The 14,330-nt window shown below is 66.9% G+C and carries 13 protein-coding genes and 1 rRNA gene; 13 read left to right on the top strand and 1 reads right to left on the bottom strand.

All coding sequences use genetic code 11. The annotated features are described in order from the left end of the window. Positions 1-232 precede the first annotated feature (232 nt). The 13 genes from rrf to ACWRN3_RS18215 all read left to right on the top strand — a co-directional run bounded on the left by rrf (position 233) and on the right by ACWRN3_RS18215 (position 13,065). Positions 233-349: ribosomal RNA gene (gene rrf, locus ACWRN3_RS18275) — 5S ribosomal RNA — on the top strand. Positions 350-677: 328 nt separating this feature from the next. Continuing rightward, positions 678-2,612, top strand: a complete 1,935-nt coding sequence (locus ACWRN3_RS18270; RefSeq protein WP_476741508.1) for a tetratricopeptide repeat protein — start codon at positions 678-680, stop codon at positions 2,610-2,612. A 6-nt stretch (positions 2,613-2,618) separates the two neighbouring features. Continuing rightward, positions 2,619-3,608, top strand: coding sequence for an HAD-IIA family hydrolase (locus tag ACWRN3_RS18265; RefSeq protein WP_476741507.1), 990 nt, complete (start codon positions 2,619-2,621; stop codon positions 3,606-3,608). 9 nt (positions 3,609-3,617) lie between these two features. Further along, complete coding sequence (locus ACWRN3_RS18260) at positions 3,618-3,869, top strand: hypothetical protein (RefSeq protein ID WP_476741506.1); 252 nt, start codon at positions 3,618-3,620, stop codon at positions 3,867-3,869. Continuing rightward, positions 3,869-4,684, top strand: a complete 816-nt coding sequence (locus ACWRN3_RS18255; protein WP_476741505.1) for a TlyA family RNA methyltransferase — start codon at positions 3,869-3,871, stop codon at positions 4,682-4,684. Before ACWRN3_RS18260 ends, ACWRN3_RS18255 begins: the two co-directional genes overlap by 1 nt. Before the next feature lie 13 nt (positions 4,685-4,697). After that, on the top strand, positions 4,698-5,723 hold the full coding sequence (locus ACWRN3_RS18250) for an NAD kinase (protein WP_159632284.1): 1,026 nt from the start codon (positions 4,698-4,700) through the stop codon (positions 5,721-5,723). 4 nt (positions 5,724-5,727) lie between these two features. Then, positions 5,728-7,467 carry a DNA repair protein RecN gene (recN, locus tag ACWRN3_RS18245; protein ID WP_476741504.1) on the top strand — a complete coding sequence of 580 codons (1,740 nt, stop codon included), beginning with the start codon at positions 5,728-5,730 and terminating at the stop codon, positions 7,465-7,467. A 134-nt stretch (positions 7,468-7,601) separates the two neighbouring features. Continuing rightward, positions 7,602-9,392, top strand: coding sequence for a CTP synthase (locus ACWRN3_RS18240; RefSeq protein ID WP_476741503.1), 1,791 nt, complete (start codon positions 7,602-7,604; stop codon positions 9,390-9,392). A gap of 25 nt (positions 9,393-9,417) precedes the next feature. After that, positions 9,418-10,077 carry an NUDIX domain-containing protein gene (locus tag ACWRN3_RS18235; RefSeq protein WP_476741502.1) on the top strand — a complete coding sequence of 220 codons (660 nt, stop codon included), beginning with the start codon at positions 9,418-9,420 and terminating at the stop codon, positions 10,075-10,077. Then, a complete protein-coding gene (gene xerD, locus ACWRN3_RS18230; RefSeq protein WP_476741501.1) occupies positions 10,077-11,129 on the top strand; it encodes a site-specific tyrosine recombinase XerD in 1,053 nt (350 codons plus the stop codon). The genes ACWRN3_RS18235 and xerD overlap by 1 nt, the downstream gene beginning before the upstream one ends. A gap of 123 nt (positions 11,130-11,252) precedes the next feature. Next, positions 11,253-11,756 (top strand): RNA polymerase sigma factor, encoded by a 504-nt coding sequence (locus ACWRN3_RS18225; RefSeq protein ID WP_255175095.1) that lies wholly within the window; start codon positions 11,253-11,255, stop codon positions 11,754-11,756. 2 nt (positions 11,757-11,758) lie between these two features. Further along, positions 11,759-12,547, top strand: a complete 789-nt coding sequence (locus ACWRN3_RS18220; protein ID WP_476741500.1) for a hypothetical protein — start codon at positions 11,759-11,761, stop codon at positions 12,545-12,547. 35 nt (positions 12,548-12,582) lie between these two features. Beyond that, positions 12,583-13,065, top strand: a complete 483-nt coding sequence (locus tag ACWRN3_RS18215) for an 8-oxo-dGTP diphosphatase (RefSeq protein WP_476741499.1) — start codon at positions 12,583-12,585, stop codon at positions 13,063-13,065. Between the two features lie 82 nt (positions 13,066-13,147). Here the strand turns inward: ACWRN3_RS18215 and ACWRN3_RS18210 are convergent, their stop codons facing one another. Continuing rightward, positions 13,148-14,287 carry a bifunctional 2-methylcitrate synthase/citrate synthase gene (locus tag ACWRN3_RS18210; RefSeq protein ID WP_324644736.1) on the bottom strand — a complete coding sequence of 380 codons (1,140 nt, stop codon included), beginning with the start codon at positions 14,285-14,287 and terminating at the stop codon, positions 13,148-13,150. Positions 14,288-14,330: the final 43 nt, after the last annotated feature.

Here is a 14,330-nt window from a genome sequence, read left to right as displayed (position 1 = left end):
CGGATGTGGAAGCGAGGACTAACGACTCGTGAAGCTGACCGGTACTAATAGGCCAATAACTTACACCACACAGATACATACAAAATTCTGCTTGCGTCCACTATGTGGTTCCCAACCAACAACCCCCAACACGGGCACGGTAGGAACCAACACAACTACATACAACACCACATGTTGTAACCACAGATTTCCCACACCACCCCCCACACGGGTTGGTGACGGGTAAAAGGGTTACGGCGGTCATAGCGTGGGGGAAACGCCCGGTCCCATTCCGAACCCGGAAGCTAAGACCCACAGCGCCGATGGTACTGCACCCGGGAGGGTGTGGGAGAGTAGGTCACCGCCGGAACATCATTCAAGGTCGAGGCCCCAACCACACACGGTTGGGGCCTCCCACATTTAACAAACAAAACACCGCACGCGTGAGCTGCCGGCGGCGTCCGGCGGGCGGAGCTCATGCCTGCGGCTCGGTTGCACCGGGCAGCGGCAGGCTGTCCCCGTTGTGAAGATGGCCACGATACCGGTCCCAGGGCCCGCACTGTCCCGGGGGATTTGGTGGCTCCACTAGAATTGATGAAGATGTACGGACTTCGAAGCGCTTGATTTCGGGTTGCGTAGGAAACGAAACGAGCGGCTGCAGTTGTGCCAGTGGTCGGCTCACAACAGGAGGAATCCACATGGCCGAGCATAACGGTGGCAACGGCGGCAACGACCGGGGCGCGTTCCGCGGCAACAACAACTCCGGCGGTGAGCCCCGCGGATTCCGGTCCCGGTCCGACCGCGATGGCAACAACTTCTCCCGCGGCGGCTCTGCCGGCGGTGGCGAGCGTAAGCCGTTTGGTGACCGTCCGCGCCGCGATGGCGAGGGCGACCGCCGCGGTTTTAGCGGCGGTGGCGAGCGGAAGCCGTTCGGTGACCGTGACCGTAAGCCGTTTGGTGACCGCTCGCGCCGCGACGGTGAAGGCGACCGTCGCCAGTTTGGTGATCGTGACCGTAAGCCTTTCGGTGACCGTCCCCGTCGCGAAGGCGAGGGTGACCGCCGTGGTTTTGCGGGCGGTGACCGTGACCGCAAGCCCTTTGGTGACCGTCCCCGTCGCGATGGTGAAGGCGACCGTCGCGGTTTTGGCGGCGGTGCCGGCGGTGGCGAGCGGAAGCCTTTTGGCGATCGTGACCGCAAGCCTTTCGGTGACCGCGACCGCAAGCCGTTTAATGACCGTCCGCGCCGCGACGGCGAAGGCGACCGCCGTGGTTTTGCAGGCGGTGATCGTGACCGTAAGCCGTTTGGTGACCGTTCGCGCCGCGACGGTGAAGGCGACCGTCGCCAGTTCGGTGACCGTGACCGTAAGCCGTTTGGCGACCGTCCGCGCCGCGACAGTGAAGGCGACCGCCGTGGTTTTGGTGGCGGCGATAACCGCAAGCCGTTCGGGGACCGGCAGGACCGCGCACCCCGCAGCTTCGACCGCGGTGACTCCCGCGCCGAGTCCGGCCGTGGCGCCGGCCCCCGCAGCTTTGGCCGCGACCGCCAGGAAGACCGTCCTGTCCGCGTGCCCAACGCCGCTGACCTCCGCAGCGCCAACCGCCCAGACCGGGAACGCTCACCCGAAATCGATGAAGACGTTACGGGCAAGGAGCTGGACCGCGCCACCCAGCACCAAATCAAGACCCTCGAAGCCAAGAGCTCGGAATGGGTGGCCCGCCACCTGGTGATGGCCGGCCGCCTCATCGATGACGAGCCGGAGCTTGCCTTCCAGCACGCCCTGGCAGCCAGCCGCCGCGGCGGCCGGCTCGCCGCTGTTCGTGAAGCCGTTGGCCTGACTGCCTACGCCGCCGGGCACTACGGTGAGGCGCTGCGCGAGTTCCGCACCTTCCGCCGTATCAGTGGTTCCAACGTCCACCTCCCCATCATGGCGGACTGCGAGCGTGGCCTGGGACGCCCCGACCGCGCCCTGGATGTGGCCCGCTCGGAGGAAGCCCAGGACCTGGATGCCCCCGGCAAGGTGGAACTGGCAATCGTCGCGGCCGGTGCACGCACCGACCTGGGCCAGCTGGACGCGGCAGTAGCCGAACTTGAAATCCCGCAGCTGGACATGAACCGCGCATTCTCATACAGTCCGCGCCTCTTCCGCGCCTACGCCGACGCGCTGGCTGCGGTGGGACGCGAAGACGAGTCGCAGAAGTGGAGCCGGCAGGCCGTGGTGGCAGAAAATGCCCTGGGCCTGGGCGCCGACGAGGAACCCGAAATCATCGACCTCGGCTGGGACGAGGAAGAGGAAGCCCGGGAAGAGGCAGAACGCCGCCGGATGCTGGACCGCGCCTCCACGGGCGCTGGGGCCGAAACGCCCGCAGCAGGTCCCACGGAGGCAACTGCCGGGAGCGCCCGCGCAGCCGAGGCGAAGTCCTCGCAGGACAGCAGCATCGACGACCAGGATGCCGACTACTTCGTTTCCGACGACGCAGAATCGGACCAGGACTCGGTGGAACACGACGAGCTCGACTCCGTGGCCGCCGACGACGCCGATGCTGACGACTCCGTGGCCGCCGACGACGCGGACGACGCCGCTGCCCGGGACAACGCAGGCATCGAGCACGACGAAGACCGCCGGGAAGACTGAACACAGATGAGCGATGTTTCCCTGGTTTCCCGCTTCGACGCACTCCTCGCCGACCTGGACGGCGTGGTCTACGCCGGGCCCCACGCCATTCCCGGAGCTGTTGAGTCGCTGAAGCAGCTTTCCGGGCTGGGCATTGGCCTGGGCTATGTCACCAACAACGCCTCCCGATCACCGGCGGAAGTGGCAGCGCATCTCCGTGAGCTTGGAGCGCCGGCGGAGGACAACCAGGTGGTCAGTTCGTCCCAGGCGGCGGCCGAGCTGCTCGCCTCGATGCTGGCGCCGGGGTCAAGGATCCTCATCACCGGCAGCCCGGCCCTCGCCCGCGAAATTGAGCTGGCAGGCCTGGTGCCGGTGGCCGGCCAGGACGAGGACCCGGTCGCCGTGGTCCAGGGTTTCAGCCCGGCCATTGGCTGGAAGGACCTGGCGGAAGCCACCTACGTGGTGAACGCCGGTGCTCTCTGGGTAGCCACAAACACAGACATGTCCATTCCCCAGGCGCGCGGCATCGCCCCCGGAAACGGCACCCTGGTGGCTGCAGTCGCTGCGGCCACCGGGCAGCAGCCGAAAGTCGCGGGTAAGCCGGAAGCGCCGCTTTTCCATTCGGCTGCCAAGCGGCTTGGCGCCGGGCGCCCCCTGGTGGTGGGCGACCGGCTGGACACGGACATCCTGGGCGGCAATAATGCCGGCTTCGCCACCGTGGCTGTCCTGACCGGCGTCGACTCGCGCGAGACCATCCTGGCGGCCCGCGCCCTGGAACGTCCCGCTTACATCATCGAAAACCTTACGGACCTGCACCGGCCGTACCCGGAGATAACGCACGACGACGGCACCTACACGTGCGGGCAGTCGACAGCGCGGGTGGCGAACGGAGCCGTGGGCATCATCGGCAGCCAGGACGACCTCAACTCCTGGCGCGCGGCATGCGCGGCATGGTGGGCCATGACGCCTGACGCCGCAGCCCCGCAGGCGCCCAAGCTGGTGTGGCTGGATCACTAGACTGGTTCAATGACCGAGCTGACCGAACCGGACCATCCGACAGCCCAGCCGGCCCCGGAGTGGCCGCAGGCCCGCGGGCAGGACATCAGGGATCCGCAGGTGGCACAGGCCACCGCCAGGCTTTTCGACCTGCCCGGGATGCCGGCAGCGGAGCACGAAGCCGTGTACAACGTGCTGCACGATGAACTGCTGGCCGCCCTCAACAGCGAACCGACAGACAGCGAACCCGCAGGCAGCGAAAAAGCCGGCGGGGCCGCCTGATGCCGGTCCGCCTCGACCAGGCATTGGTGGCCCGCGGACTGGCCAGGTCGCGGACGCACGCAGCCTCGCTGATCGCCGAGGGCAAGGTCAGTTCCGGCGGCCAGGTCCTATCCAAGGCCTCCCTGCAGGTTGATGACAGCCGGGACCTGGCCGTCGAACATGATGACCGGGACACCTACGCCAGCCGTGCGGGGCACAAGCTGGCCGGCGCCCTGGACGCGTTCCCGGACGTATCGGCCCAAGGCAAAAGGTGCCTCGACGCCGGTGCCTCCACCGGCGGCTTCACGGACGTCCTGCTGAGGCGGGGGGCCGCACACGTGGTGGCGGTCGACGTCGGGCACGGCCAACTGGTGCCGCACCTCCGGGACGACCCCCGCGTGGAGGTCCACGAGGGCATGAACGTCCGGTACATGGCGCCCGCGGACATCGGCGGCCCGGCCGCCCTGACGGTCGCCGACCTCTCCTTCATCTCCCTCACCCTCGTGGTGCAGCCGCTGGCTGACTGCACCGAGCCCGGTGGCGACCTGGTGCTGATGGTCAAGCCACAGTTCGAGATCGGCAAGGACCGCCTGGGCCGCACCGGCGTCGTCACGTCGGAGCGCGAGCGGCGGATGGCGGTGGAGAAGGTGGCCAGGGCAGCGCTCGACGCCGGCCTGGACCTGTGCGGCCTGGCGGCCAGTCCGCTGCCCGGACAGGACGGAAACGTCGAATACTTCCTGTGGATAAAACGCAGGATCACCCAAGACTTGCCTAAGATCGAAGAGCGTGAGGCAGCAGCTGCTGCTTTGCTCAGACAAATCTGGCCGAACCACTAGAGAGCGGAACCTGATGAGCAGGCGTGTACTGGTCCTTGCCCACACCGGCCGCGAGGAGTCACTGAAGGCCGCCTGGGAAGCCTGCGCCCTGCTGCATGCTTCGGGCATGGTCCCCGTGATGCAGGAGTCCGAACTGGGCGACATGGAACGCTTCTTCGGGCACCTGGCCCAGCCGGTGGAGGTGCTCCACGACCATGTCCAGCTGCCCGATGTGGAACTGGTCATGGTCCTTGGCGGCGACGGAACCATCCTCCGGGCCGCTGAGCTGGTCCGCGAGGTGGACGTGCCGCTGCTGGGCGTGAACCTGGGCCATGTGGGCTTCCTGGCAGAAAGCGAGCGGGCGGACCTTGCCCAGACGGTGGAGTGGATCGCCAGCCGCGAGTACACCGTTGAAGAGCGGATGACCATCGATGTCCAGGTCTGGGTCCGCGGCCAGAAGATTTGGCACACCTGGGCTTTAAACGAGGCCGCCATCGAGAAAGCCAACCGCGAACGGATGCTGGAAGTCGTGACCGAGGTGGACGAGCGCCCGCTGACGTCCTTCGGCTCCGACGGCATCGTGCTGGCCACCCCCACGGGCTCCACGGCCTACGCATTCTCCGCCGGTGGCCCCGTGGTGTGGCCGGAGGTGGAGGCGCTGGTGATCGTGCCCATCAGCGCGCATGCGCTCTTCGCCAAGCCCCTGGTCGTATCGCCCCGGTCCAGGCTCGCTGTTGAGGTGCTGGGGCGGACCGACGCCCAGGGGGTCCTGTGGTGCGATGGCCGGCGCTCGGTGGACCTGCCGCCCGGCGCCCGCGTGGAAGTCACCAAATCGGCCACCCCGGTCCGCCTGGCCCGCACCCATCAGACCCCCTTCTCGGCCCGCCTGGTCCGCAAGTTCGAGCTGCCCATCCACGGCTGGCGCGGCCCGGTGCCCAAGTCCGATGCCGTGCACACCGGTCCCATCCCCATCGTGCGGACGCCACGGCCCATGCCGCCGCTGCCGGTACCGCATGCGGAGAACCCTGGCAGCGATCCCGATCCGTCGACTGCGAAGTGAAGCCATGCTTGAAGAACTGAGAATCCGCGATCTGGGCGTCATCACGGACGCAACGCTGCCGCTCGGCCCTGGACTGAGCGTGGTAACCGGTGAAACCGGTGCGGGCAAGACCATGGTGGTCACCGCCGTCGGACTGCTGCTGGGAGCGCGTTCGGATGCCGGTGCAGTCCGTAGCGGGGCGAAAAGTGCCACCGCGGAAGCGGTGCTCAAGCTTGACGCCGGACATCCGGCCATCGCCCGTGCGCTTGATGCCGGTGCCGAAGCCGAGGAGTTCGACGGCGGCGCTGAGCTCATCCTGGCCCGCCGACTGGGTGCGGACGGCCGAAGCCGTGCGTTCCTCGGTGGGCGGGCTGCGCCGGTGGGCGTCCTGGCCGAGATCGGCGAGTCGCTGGTGGTGGTGCACGGTCAGTCGGACCAGATCAGGCTCAAAAGCGCCACGGCCCAGCGGGAAGCCCTGGACAAGTTCGCCGGGGACAGCCTGGCCGGACCGCTGTCCGCGTACCAGGAGCTGTACAGCAGGTGGAAGGCCAGCCAGGCAGAACTGGACAGCCTGCAGAGCGCCGCACGGGACCGGCTCCGCGAAGCCGAATCCCTGGAGGCGGCCCTGGCCGAAATCGACGAGGTGGATCCGCAGCCGGGGGAGGACGAGCTTTTGAAGGCCGAGGCCGTCAAGCTCGCCAACGTGGAGGAACTGCGGATTGCCGCCAGCACGGCACACCAGGCCCTCATCGCCGAGGACTTCGGCGAGACCGGTGACGCCACCACCCTGGTGGATTCCGCCAAACGCACCCTGGAGCATGTGGCCGAGCACGACGCCGAACTCGGTTCCGCCGCCGCGCGGCTGGCGGAAGTGGGCTTCCTGCTCAATGACATCGCCACCGAACTGGCCAGTTACCAGGCCGGCCTGGACTCGGAGGGCCCGGAACGGCTCGCCGAGATCGAGGACCGGCGGGCAGCCCTGGCCAAGCTGGTCCGCAAATACGCCCCAACCATCGACGAAGTGCTGGAGTGGGCCGAAAAGGCCCGCGCCCGGTACGACGAGCTGCAGGACGACTCCTCCCGCATCGAAGCCCTCGACGCGGAGGTGGTCCGCGCCGAAGCAGAACTGACCAAGCAGTCGGCGGCCATCAGCAAGATCCGGGCCAAGGCCGCCAAGGACCTCTCTGCCCGGGTAAGCGCCGAACTGAAGGCCCTGGCCATGGCCGACGCCACCTTGGTGATCAACCTCGAGCCCTCCGGGCAACTGGGCCTCCACGGCGCGGACGAAATCACCTTCCTGCTGCAGCCGCACTCCGGTGCCCCGGCCCGGCCCCTGGGCAAGGGCTCGTCCGGTGGTGAATTGTCCCGGGTGATGCTTGCCATCGAGGTGGTGCTCGCCGCCGTCGACCCCGTTCCCACGTTTGTGTTCGACGAGGTCGACGCCGGTGTGGGCGGACGTGCCGCCGTCGAGATCGGCCGCCGGCTGGCCATGCTGGCACGCCACGTCCAGGTGCTCGTAGTCACGCACCTTCCCCAGGTGGCCGCCTTTGCCGACCAGCACATCACCGTGACCAAAACGTCCGTCAGGGGAGCCGACGGCGGCACGGCCACCGGCTTCACCTCCAGTGACGTCCGCCTCCTTGACGGGCCGGAACGCGTGCGTGAGCTCGCCCGCATGCTGGCCGGCCAGGAGGACTCCGAGTCCGCCCAGGCCCACGCCCAGGAACTGCTGGACGACGCCAAACTCCTGCCACAGCGGGCCTGACGCGGCAAAAAGCGGGGGAGCGGGCGGGCTGGCTTTGGACTATCCGGATGGACGCCTCTTGATTCAGTGGCCCCATCCCAGCAGACTGGAACGCTTGGGTGCAGGTTCGGCCCGATCCGTGGAAGGCTCAATTGATGATAGGCTCGAATTCCGTGGTGCAGCGATCAAATTCCCGTGTAAATTCCCGGTTCCCGGGCTCCTCCAAGATGACCAAGCACATCTTCGTCACCGGCGGTGTGGCGTCCTCACTCGGTAAGGGACTGACGGCCTCCAGCCTCGGTCACCTGCTCCGGGCACGCGGCCTGTCCGTCACGATGCAGAAGCTCGATCCCTACCTGAACGTGGATCCGGGCACGATGAACCCCTTCCAGCACGGTGAGGTCTTCGTCACCGACGACGGCGCCGAAACAGACCTGGACATCGGGCACTACGAGCGCTTCCTCGACGAGAACCTTGAAGGTTCCGCGAACGTGACCACCGGCCAGGTGTACTCCACCGTGATCGCCAAGGAACGGCGTGGCGAATACCTGGGTGACACCGTCCAGGTCATCCCGCACATCACGGACGAGATCAAACGCCGCATGCGGCTGCCTGCCGAAGGCAAGAACGCCCCCGACGTCATCATCACCGAAATCGGCGGCACGGTTGGCGACATCGAATCCCAGCCGTTCCTCGAATCGGCCCGCCAGGTCCGCCAGGACGTGGGCCGCGGCAACGTCTTTTTCGTCCACGTGTCACTGGTCCCGTACATCGGACCGTCGCAGGAACTGAAGACCAAGCCCACCCAGCACTCGGTAGCGGCCCTGCGCTCCATCGGCATCCAGCCCGAAGCCATTGTCATCCGCTCCGACCGCGAGATCCCCGAAGCCATGCGCGCCAAGATCGGCCGCATGTGCGACGTCGACCTCGAAGCCGTCATCGGCTGCCCGGACGCCCCCAGCATTTACGACATCCCCAAGACCCTGCACGCCCAGGGCCTGGACTCCTACATCGTCCGTGCCCTGGACCTGCCGTTCAAGGACGTGGACTGGACCAGCTGGGACCGTCTCCTGGAAGCCGTCCACAACCCCAAGCACCAGGTCGAAATCGCCCTGGTGGGCAAGTACATCGACCTTCCGGACGCCTACCTCTCGGTGACCGAAGCCCTGCGTGCCGGCGGCTTCGCCAACGAGGCCAAGGTCAAGATCCGTTGGGTCCCCTCGGACGAGTGCGAGACCCGTGAGGGTGCCATGAAGGCGCTCGACGGCGTGGACGCCATCTGCGTGCCGGGCGGTTTCGGTATCCGGGGCCTCGAAGGCAAGCTGGGCGCACTCAAGTTCGCCCGCGAGACCAAGCTGCCTGTGCTGGGCCTGTGCCTTGGCCTGCAGTGCATGGTCATCGAGTACGCCCGCAACGTGGTGGGCCTGGAGGGTGCTTCTTCCAGCGAGTTCGAGCCGGATTCCAAGTACCCGGTCATCGCCACCATGGAGGAGCAGCTGGAGTTCGTTGAAGGCCGTGGCGACCTGGGCGGCACCATGCGCCTTGGCCTTTACGAAGCCAAGCTGGACGAGGGCTCGGTCATCGCCGGTACCTACGGCAAGACCACGGTCAGCGAACGCCACCGGCACCGCTACGAGGTGAACAACAAGTACCGCCAGCAGATTGCCGAGAAGGGCCTGGTCTTCTCCGGCACGTCCCCGGACGGCAAGCTCGTCGAATTCGTTGAGCTGCCTGCCGACGTCCACCCGTACTACGTGGCGACGCAGGCGCACCCCGAACTGAGCTCGCGGCCCACCCGCCCGCACCCGCTGTTCGCCGGACTGGTCAAGGCTGCCCTTGACCACCAGGGTGCAGGCCACCAGGGTGCCGGCCACGAGGGCGCTGCCGACACGGCTGCGGCCGCGGCGGGGGAGCCTGCAGCATCAGGTACCGTTACCGCTAAGTAGTCAATAGAACAAAAAGGACGGCGCGATGCCTGGTACACCTGAAGCCACCCCTGCCAAACAGGTTTGGGATGCACCAAGCCCGCGCCGTCTTTTGTCTACGGAGAAGGTCTACCAGGGCCGGATCTGGGACGTTGTCAGTGACACCTTCCAGCTCTCCGAGTCCGGGGACGCCCTCACCCGCGACTACATCGACCACCCGGGCGCTGTCGCCGTCCTGCCCATGAATGGCGAAGGGCAGATCCTGCTGCTGAAGCAGTACCGGCACCCCGTGGGCATGGACCTTTGGGAAGTCCCCGCGGGCCTGCTGGACGTCGAAGGCGAAGACTTCGTGGTGGGGGCGGCGCGGGAACTCGCTGAGGAAGCGGACCTGGCAGCCGGGACATGGAATGTCCTGGCCGATGTCTTCAATTCCCCCGGATCCTCCAGCGAGGCCATCCGGATCTATCTGGCCCGTGACCTCACCGAGGTGCCTCACCACGAGCGCCACGAGCGGACGGACGAGGAAGCGGAGATCGAGTTCCACTGGATCAGCCTGGACGATGCCGTGGCCTCTGTCCTGGCAGGCCGCCTGCACAACCCGTCCGCCGTCGTCGGGATCCTTGCCGCCGCTGCGGCCCGGGCCGGCAACTATGAAGGACTTCGTCCAGCCGACGCCCCCTGGCCCGCACACCCCAGCCAGCGCTGATGGTTCCGGGTCCCTCGGCTGAAGCGGCTCCGGAGGTCGAACCGGCTCCGAACCCCGGCACTGCCAACGGTGGAGCGGCCGGAGCAGCCTTGGCCGGCGCTGTCCCGGCCGGAATACCGGCCGCGATCGACCGCGGAATCACTGACTATCTCCAGCACGTGGGCGTGGAACGGGGCCTTGCCGTGAACACGCTGGCAGCCTACCGGCGGGACCTCGCCCGCTACGCCCGGTACCTCGCCGCCGCCGGCTGTACCCGTCCCGGCGATGTCACCCGGCACCACGTGACGGGATACGTCCGTGCCCTCTCGGACGGATCCGACGGCGGCTCCACCCTGGGCGTGCGCTCCGCGGCGCGGACGGTGGTGGCCGTCCGGGGCCTGCACAAGTTCTGGGCCCTGGAGGGGTACACGCCCACGGATCCGGCCAGCGAAGTGCACCCGCCGATGGCCGGCAAGAGGTTGCCCAAAGCCATCAGTGTTGACGAGGTGACGCGCATCCTCGAAGCGGCGGGAACTGACACCGCCACGGGACTGCGGGACCGCGCCCTGCTGGAATTCCTCTATTCCACCGGCGCCAGGATCAGCGAAGCGGTGGGCCTGGACGTTGACGACATCTCCCTGGCCGCGCCGGAATCCGGGCCCGCCATTGTCCGCCTGTTCGGCAAGGGGTCCAAGGAACGGCTGGTGCCGCTGGGCTCGTACGGGGCCCGGGCTTTGGATGCCTACCTGGTCCGCGGGCGTCCGTTGCTGGCCGCCAAGGGAAAGGGAACGCCGGCGCTGTTCCTCAATGCCCGGGGCGGCAGGATCAGCAGGCAGAGTGCCTGGACCATCCTGAAGGCGGCGGCGGAGAAGGCCAACATCACCCGCGATGTTTCGCCGCACACGCTGCGGCATTCATTCGCCACGCACCTGCTCGAAGGCGGCGCCGACGTCCGCGTGGTGCAGGAGCTGCTGGGCCATGCGTCGGTGACCACCACCCAGGTGTACACGCTGGTCACTGCCGACACACTCCGCGAGATCTACGCCGCGGCACATCCACGGGCGCTCGGCTAGCCGGGTCCTGCCCTGACGGTCGCAGCGATCCGTACCACGAATTTTCCCGCTGCTGTAAGAAACAGCCCCGCCCGGGACACTTAGTCTTCAAGAAGAAGTCACCAGTGTCCGGGGGGAAATACTATGTTGGCAGCGGAAGAGCAGGCATTCATCGATCTGCATTCCCAGCATTCGGGGCGGGTCTACCGGTACATCGCGTGCCGCATCAGCGACTCGGGCCGGGCCGAGGAATTGGCGGCCGACGTGTTCCGCATTGCCTGGCAGAAACAACTTCCGGAGCCGCCCGGCATCGGCTGGCTGCTCGCCACGGCCCGGCATGTGCTCGGTAATGAATACAGGGGCCGTCGCCGCCGCCAGGAACTTCTTGACCGGCTGCAGGACGAGGCACGCGGCAACGTCCTGCAGGAGGAAACCGGGGAACAGGCCGCGGTAGCGGAGGTCCTTGGCCGCCTTCGGGAACGGGACCGCGAGATCCTCATGCTCAGCTACTGGGATGACCTGACCCTCCCCGAACTCGGCCAGGCCCTTGAATGTTCTCCCTCAACTGCTGCCGTACGGCTGCACCGTGCACGCCGGGCTTTCGCCAAGGCGGCACCGGCACATCTCATGACCGAACGGAAGGACTAGCCATGGACCGCATTGAGCAGTTGATGAAGGCCGCCAAACCCCGGCCGGCGGCACCGAATAAGGTGGCCGCAGGCGATACGGCCCAGGCCTTGGCGGCTTTTGGGGAAACCGAAGTCATCCGTCCGGCGCGGGCACCGGAACGCGGCAACCGGCGGGGACGGACAGCCGTCCGGACGACTGCTGCGACCGTGCTGGCAGCCGCAGCGGTGGCCGGCGCGGTGTACGTGGGCGGGGCCATGACACAGCGGCCCATGCCCGGGCCCGGCCTGGCGCCCCCGGAGGCAACCGGGAACCCTGCACCGGCCAGCCCGTCAGCCACACCGTCTGCCAGTGAACAACCCACTGCCACCGCGTCATCCTCCGCGGCTCCATCAGGGAGCCCTGCGGCCGGTGGCTTGAGCACCGGCGGTGTGCCCTGCACCATGGACAACGTGGACCTGCAGCGAAGCGACCAGCAGCGCATCATCTTTCCGATTCCCGCAGACCAACAGCATCTCTACACCGTCCTGGGTTGTGCCGGCGGTTGGCTGGCCTTCTCCATCTCGGATGAGGGAGCCAAGGCCCTTCAGCTCGATGGCGGCAACGCCTGGTACCAGATCGCGAAGCTGCAGGACGGCCGGTTCCTATGCGATTTCCGCCAGCAGACTGCCAGCGTCCTGAACTGGGAGTTCCAGGCACTGAACAATCAAGGCCTCACGCCCCAGGAAGCGATGGACCGCGACTTTGCCTCCAAAGGGCTTCCGGTGGAACTCCGGCAGCAACTGGTTGGCGACGGCCCGGCCGCCGGATAGCTTCAGGGGCCGCCGGCAGCTATAGGGTTGTGCACATGGAATCCTCCCAGGTCACCCTCTGTTTCCTGCTCCGTGACGGGGACAACGGGGACGAAGTCCTCCTGGGACTCAAGCAGACCGGGTTCGGCAAAGGCAAAATCGTTGGCATCGGCGGCCATGTGGAACCGGGAGAGACCGACGCGGAGGCCGTGATCAGGGAAGTCCTTGAAGAGACCGGGGTGGTGCTGCAGGTGGAGGACCTGGCAGATGCCGGATCGGTCCACTTCCTTTTTCCCGCCCGCCCGGAATGGAACATGAAGACCACGCTGTTCACCGCCCGTACCTGGGAGGGCGAACCGGAACCCAGCGACGAAATCCTGCCCGAGTGGTTCCGGGTGGACACCCTGCCGGTGGACCGCATGTGGCAGGACGCGGACCACTGGCTGCCCGTGGTGCTGGAGGGCCGCAGGGTGAGCGTGGTGGTCACCATGCACACCGACAACGAGACCGTCGCGTCATCCCATAGCCTCCTGGGCTGATGAGGCAGACTCCTGGTTGTTAAAAACCGACGGCGGGTCAGGCACCGCAGTGCCCCCCGCCGTCGCACGTTCCTGCCAAACGCTAGGGCAGGTGCCGTTCCTCCACCCCGTTGTATTCGCTCAGGGGCCGGATCAGCGAGTTGGCGTCCAGCTGCTCCATGATGTGCGCAGTCCAGCCAGTGATCCGGCTTGCCACGAACAGGGGCGTGAACGTGGGCGTATCGAAGCCCATCAGGTGGTACGTGGGGCCGGCAGGGTAGTCCAGGTTCGGCTTGATGGCCTTCGCCTCGTCCATCGCCGTTTCCAGGCCGTTGTAGAGTCCCAGCAGCTCGGGACGGCCGTAGTGGGCGATCATCTTGTCCAGGGCCGCCTTCATGGTGGGAACCCGGGAATCGCCGTGCTTGTAGACGCGGTGGCCGAACCCCATGACCTTCTTCTTCTGCGCCAGGGCGTCCTCCATCCAGGCCTTCGCCCGTGCCGCTGCTTCCTCGAGGGACTCTTCCTGCCGGATGCCGATCTCGTCGAAGGTGTGCATCACGGCTTCATTCGCGCCGCCATGCAATGGACCCTTGAGTGCGCCAATCGCTCCGGTCACTGCCGAATGCAGGTCCGACAGCGTCGAGGTGATCACCCGGGCCGTGAAGGTGGACGCGTTGAAGGAGTGCTCGGCATAGAGGATCATCGAGACGTTGAAGGCCTCCACCACCTCGGGCACCTGTTCCTCCCCGAAGGCCATCCACAGGAAGTTCGCCGAATAGCCCAGGTCCTCACGAGGCTCAATGACGTCCTGGCCGTGGCGGCGGCGCTGGTCATAGGCCACGACGGCCGGCATGGCGGCGAACAGGTCCACGGCCTTGGCCATGTTGGCCTGCCGCGAGGAGTCCTCGGCCAACGGGTGCCTGGCACCCATCACGGAGGCCGCCGTCCGGCAGACATCCATCGGGTGCGAGGTCACCGGCAAGGCGTCAATGACCTGCTTGACCACCGGGTCAAGGGCACGTCCGGCGCGTTCCCGCGCGGTGAACTCCGCCAGCTGCTCTTTGGTGGGCAGTTCGCCGTTCCAGAGCAGGTAGGCCACTTCCTCAAAGCTGCACCGGGCGGCCAGTTCCTGGACGGGGTAGCCGCGGTAGAGCAGGGAGTTGGTGTCAGGGTTGACCTTGGAGACGGCGGTGTAGTCCACCACGACGCCGGCGAGGCCCTTTTTGATCTCATTTTCAGCCATGCTGAAACTCCTTTGTTCCTAAAGCCTGTGTTCCTGAAGCCGG

This window comes from Pseudarthrobacter sp. rb (genome assembly GCF_056389225.1).
This window is presented reverse-complemented; position numbering and strand designations above follow the sequence as displayed.

Bases quoted from the DNA above. Each gene is read 5' to 3' on its own strand.
- ACWRN3_RS18270 (WP_476741508.1), top strand. From the start codon at position 678: ATGGCCGAGCATAACGGTGGCAACGGCGGCAACGACCGGGGCGCGTTC.
- ACWRN3_RS18265 (WP_476741507.1), top strand. From the start codon at position 2,619: ATGAGCGATGTTTCCCTGGTTTCCCGCTTCGACGCACTCCTCGCCGAC.
- ACWRN3_RS18260 (WP_476741506.1), top strand. From the start codon at position 3,618: ATGACCGAGCTGACCGAACCGGACCATCCGACAGCCCAGCCGGCCCCG.
- ACWRN3_RS18255 (WP_476741505.1), top strand. From the start codon at position 3,869: ATGCCGGTCCGCCTCGACCAGGCATTGGTGGCCCGCGGACTGGCCAGG.
- ACWRN3_RS18250 (WP_159632284.1), top strand. From the start codon at position 4,698: ATGAGCAGGCGTGTACTGGTCCTTGCCCACACCGGCCGCGAGGAGTCA.
- recN (WP_476741504.1), top strand. From the start codon at position 5,728: ATGCTTGAAGAACTGAGAATCCGCGATCTGGGCGTCATCACGGACGCA.
- ACWRN3_RS18240 (WP_476741503.1), top strand. From the start codon at position 7,602: ATGATAGGCTCGAATTCCGTGGTGCAGCGATCAAATTCCCGTGTAAAT.
- ACWRN3_RS18235 (WP_476741502.1), top strand. From the start codon at position 9,418: ATGCCTGGTACACCTGAAGCCACCCCTGCCAAACAGGTTTGGGATGCA.
- xerD (WP_476741501.1), top strand. From the start codon at position 10,077: ATGGTTCCGGGTCCCTCGGCTGAAGCGGCTCCGGAGGTCGAACCGGCT.
- ACWRN3_RS18225 (WP_255175095.1), top strand. From the start codon at position 11,253: ATGTTGGCAGCGGAAGAGCAGGCATTCATCGATCTGCATTCCCAGCAT.
- ACWRN3_RS18220 (WP_476741500.1), top strand. From the start codon at position 11,759: ATGGACCGCATTGAGCAGTTGATGAAGGCCGCCAAACCCCGGCCGGCG.
- ACWRN3_RS18215 (WP_476741499.1), top strand. From the start codon at position 12,583: ATGGAATCCTCCCAGGTCACCCTCTGTTTCCTGCTCCGTGACGGGGAC.
- ACWRN3_RS18210 (WP_324644736.1), bottom strand. From the start codon at position 14,287: ATGGCTGAAAATGAGATCAAAAAGGGCCTCGCCGGCGTCGTGGTGGAC.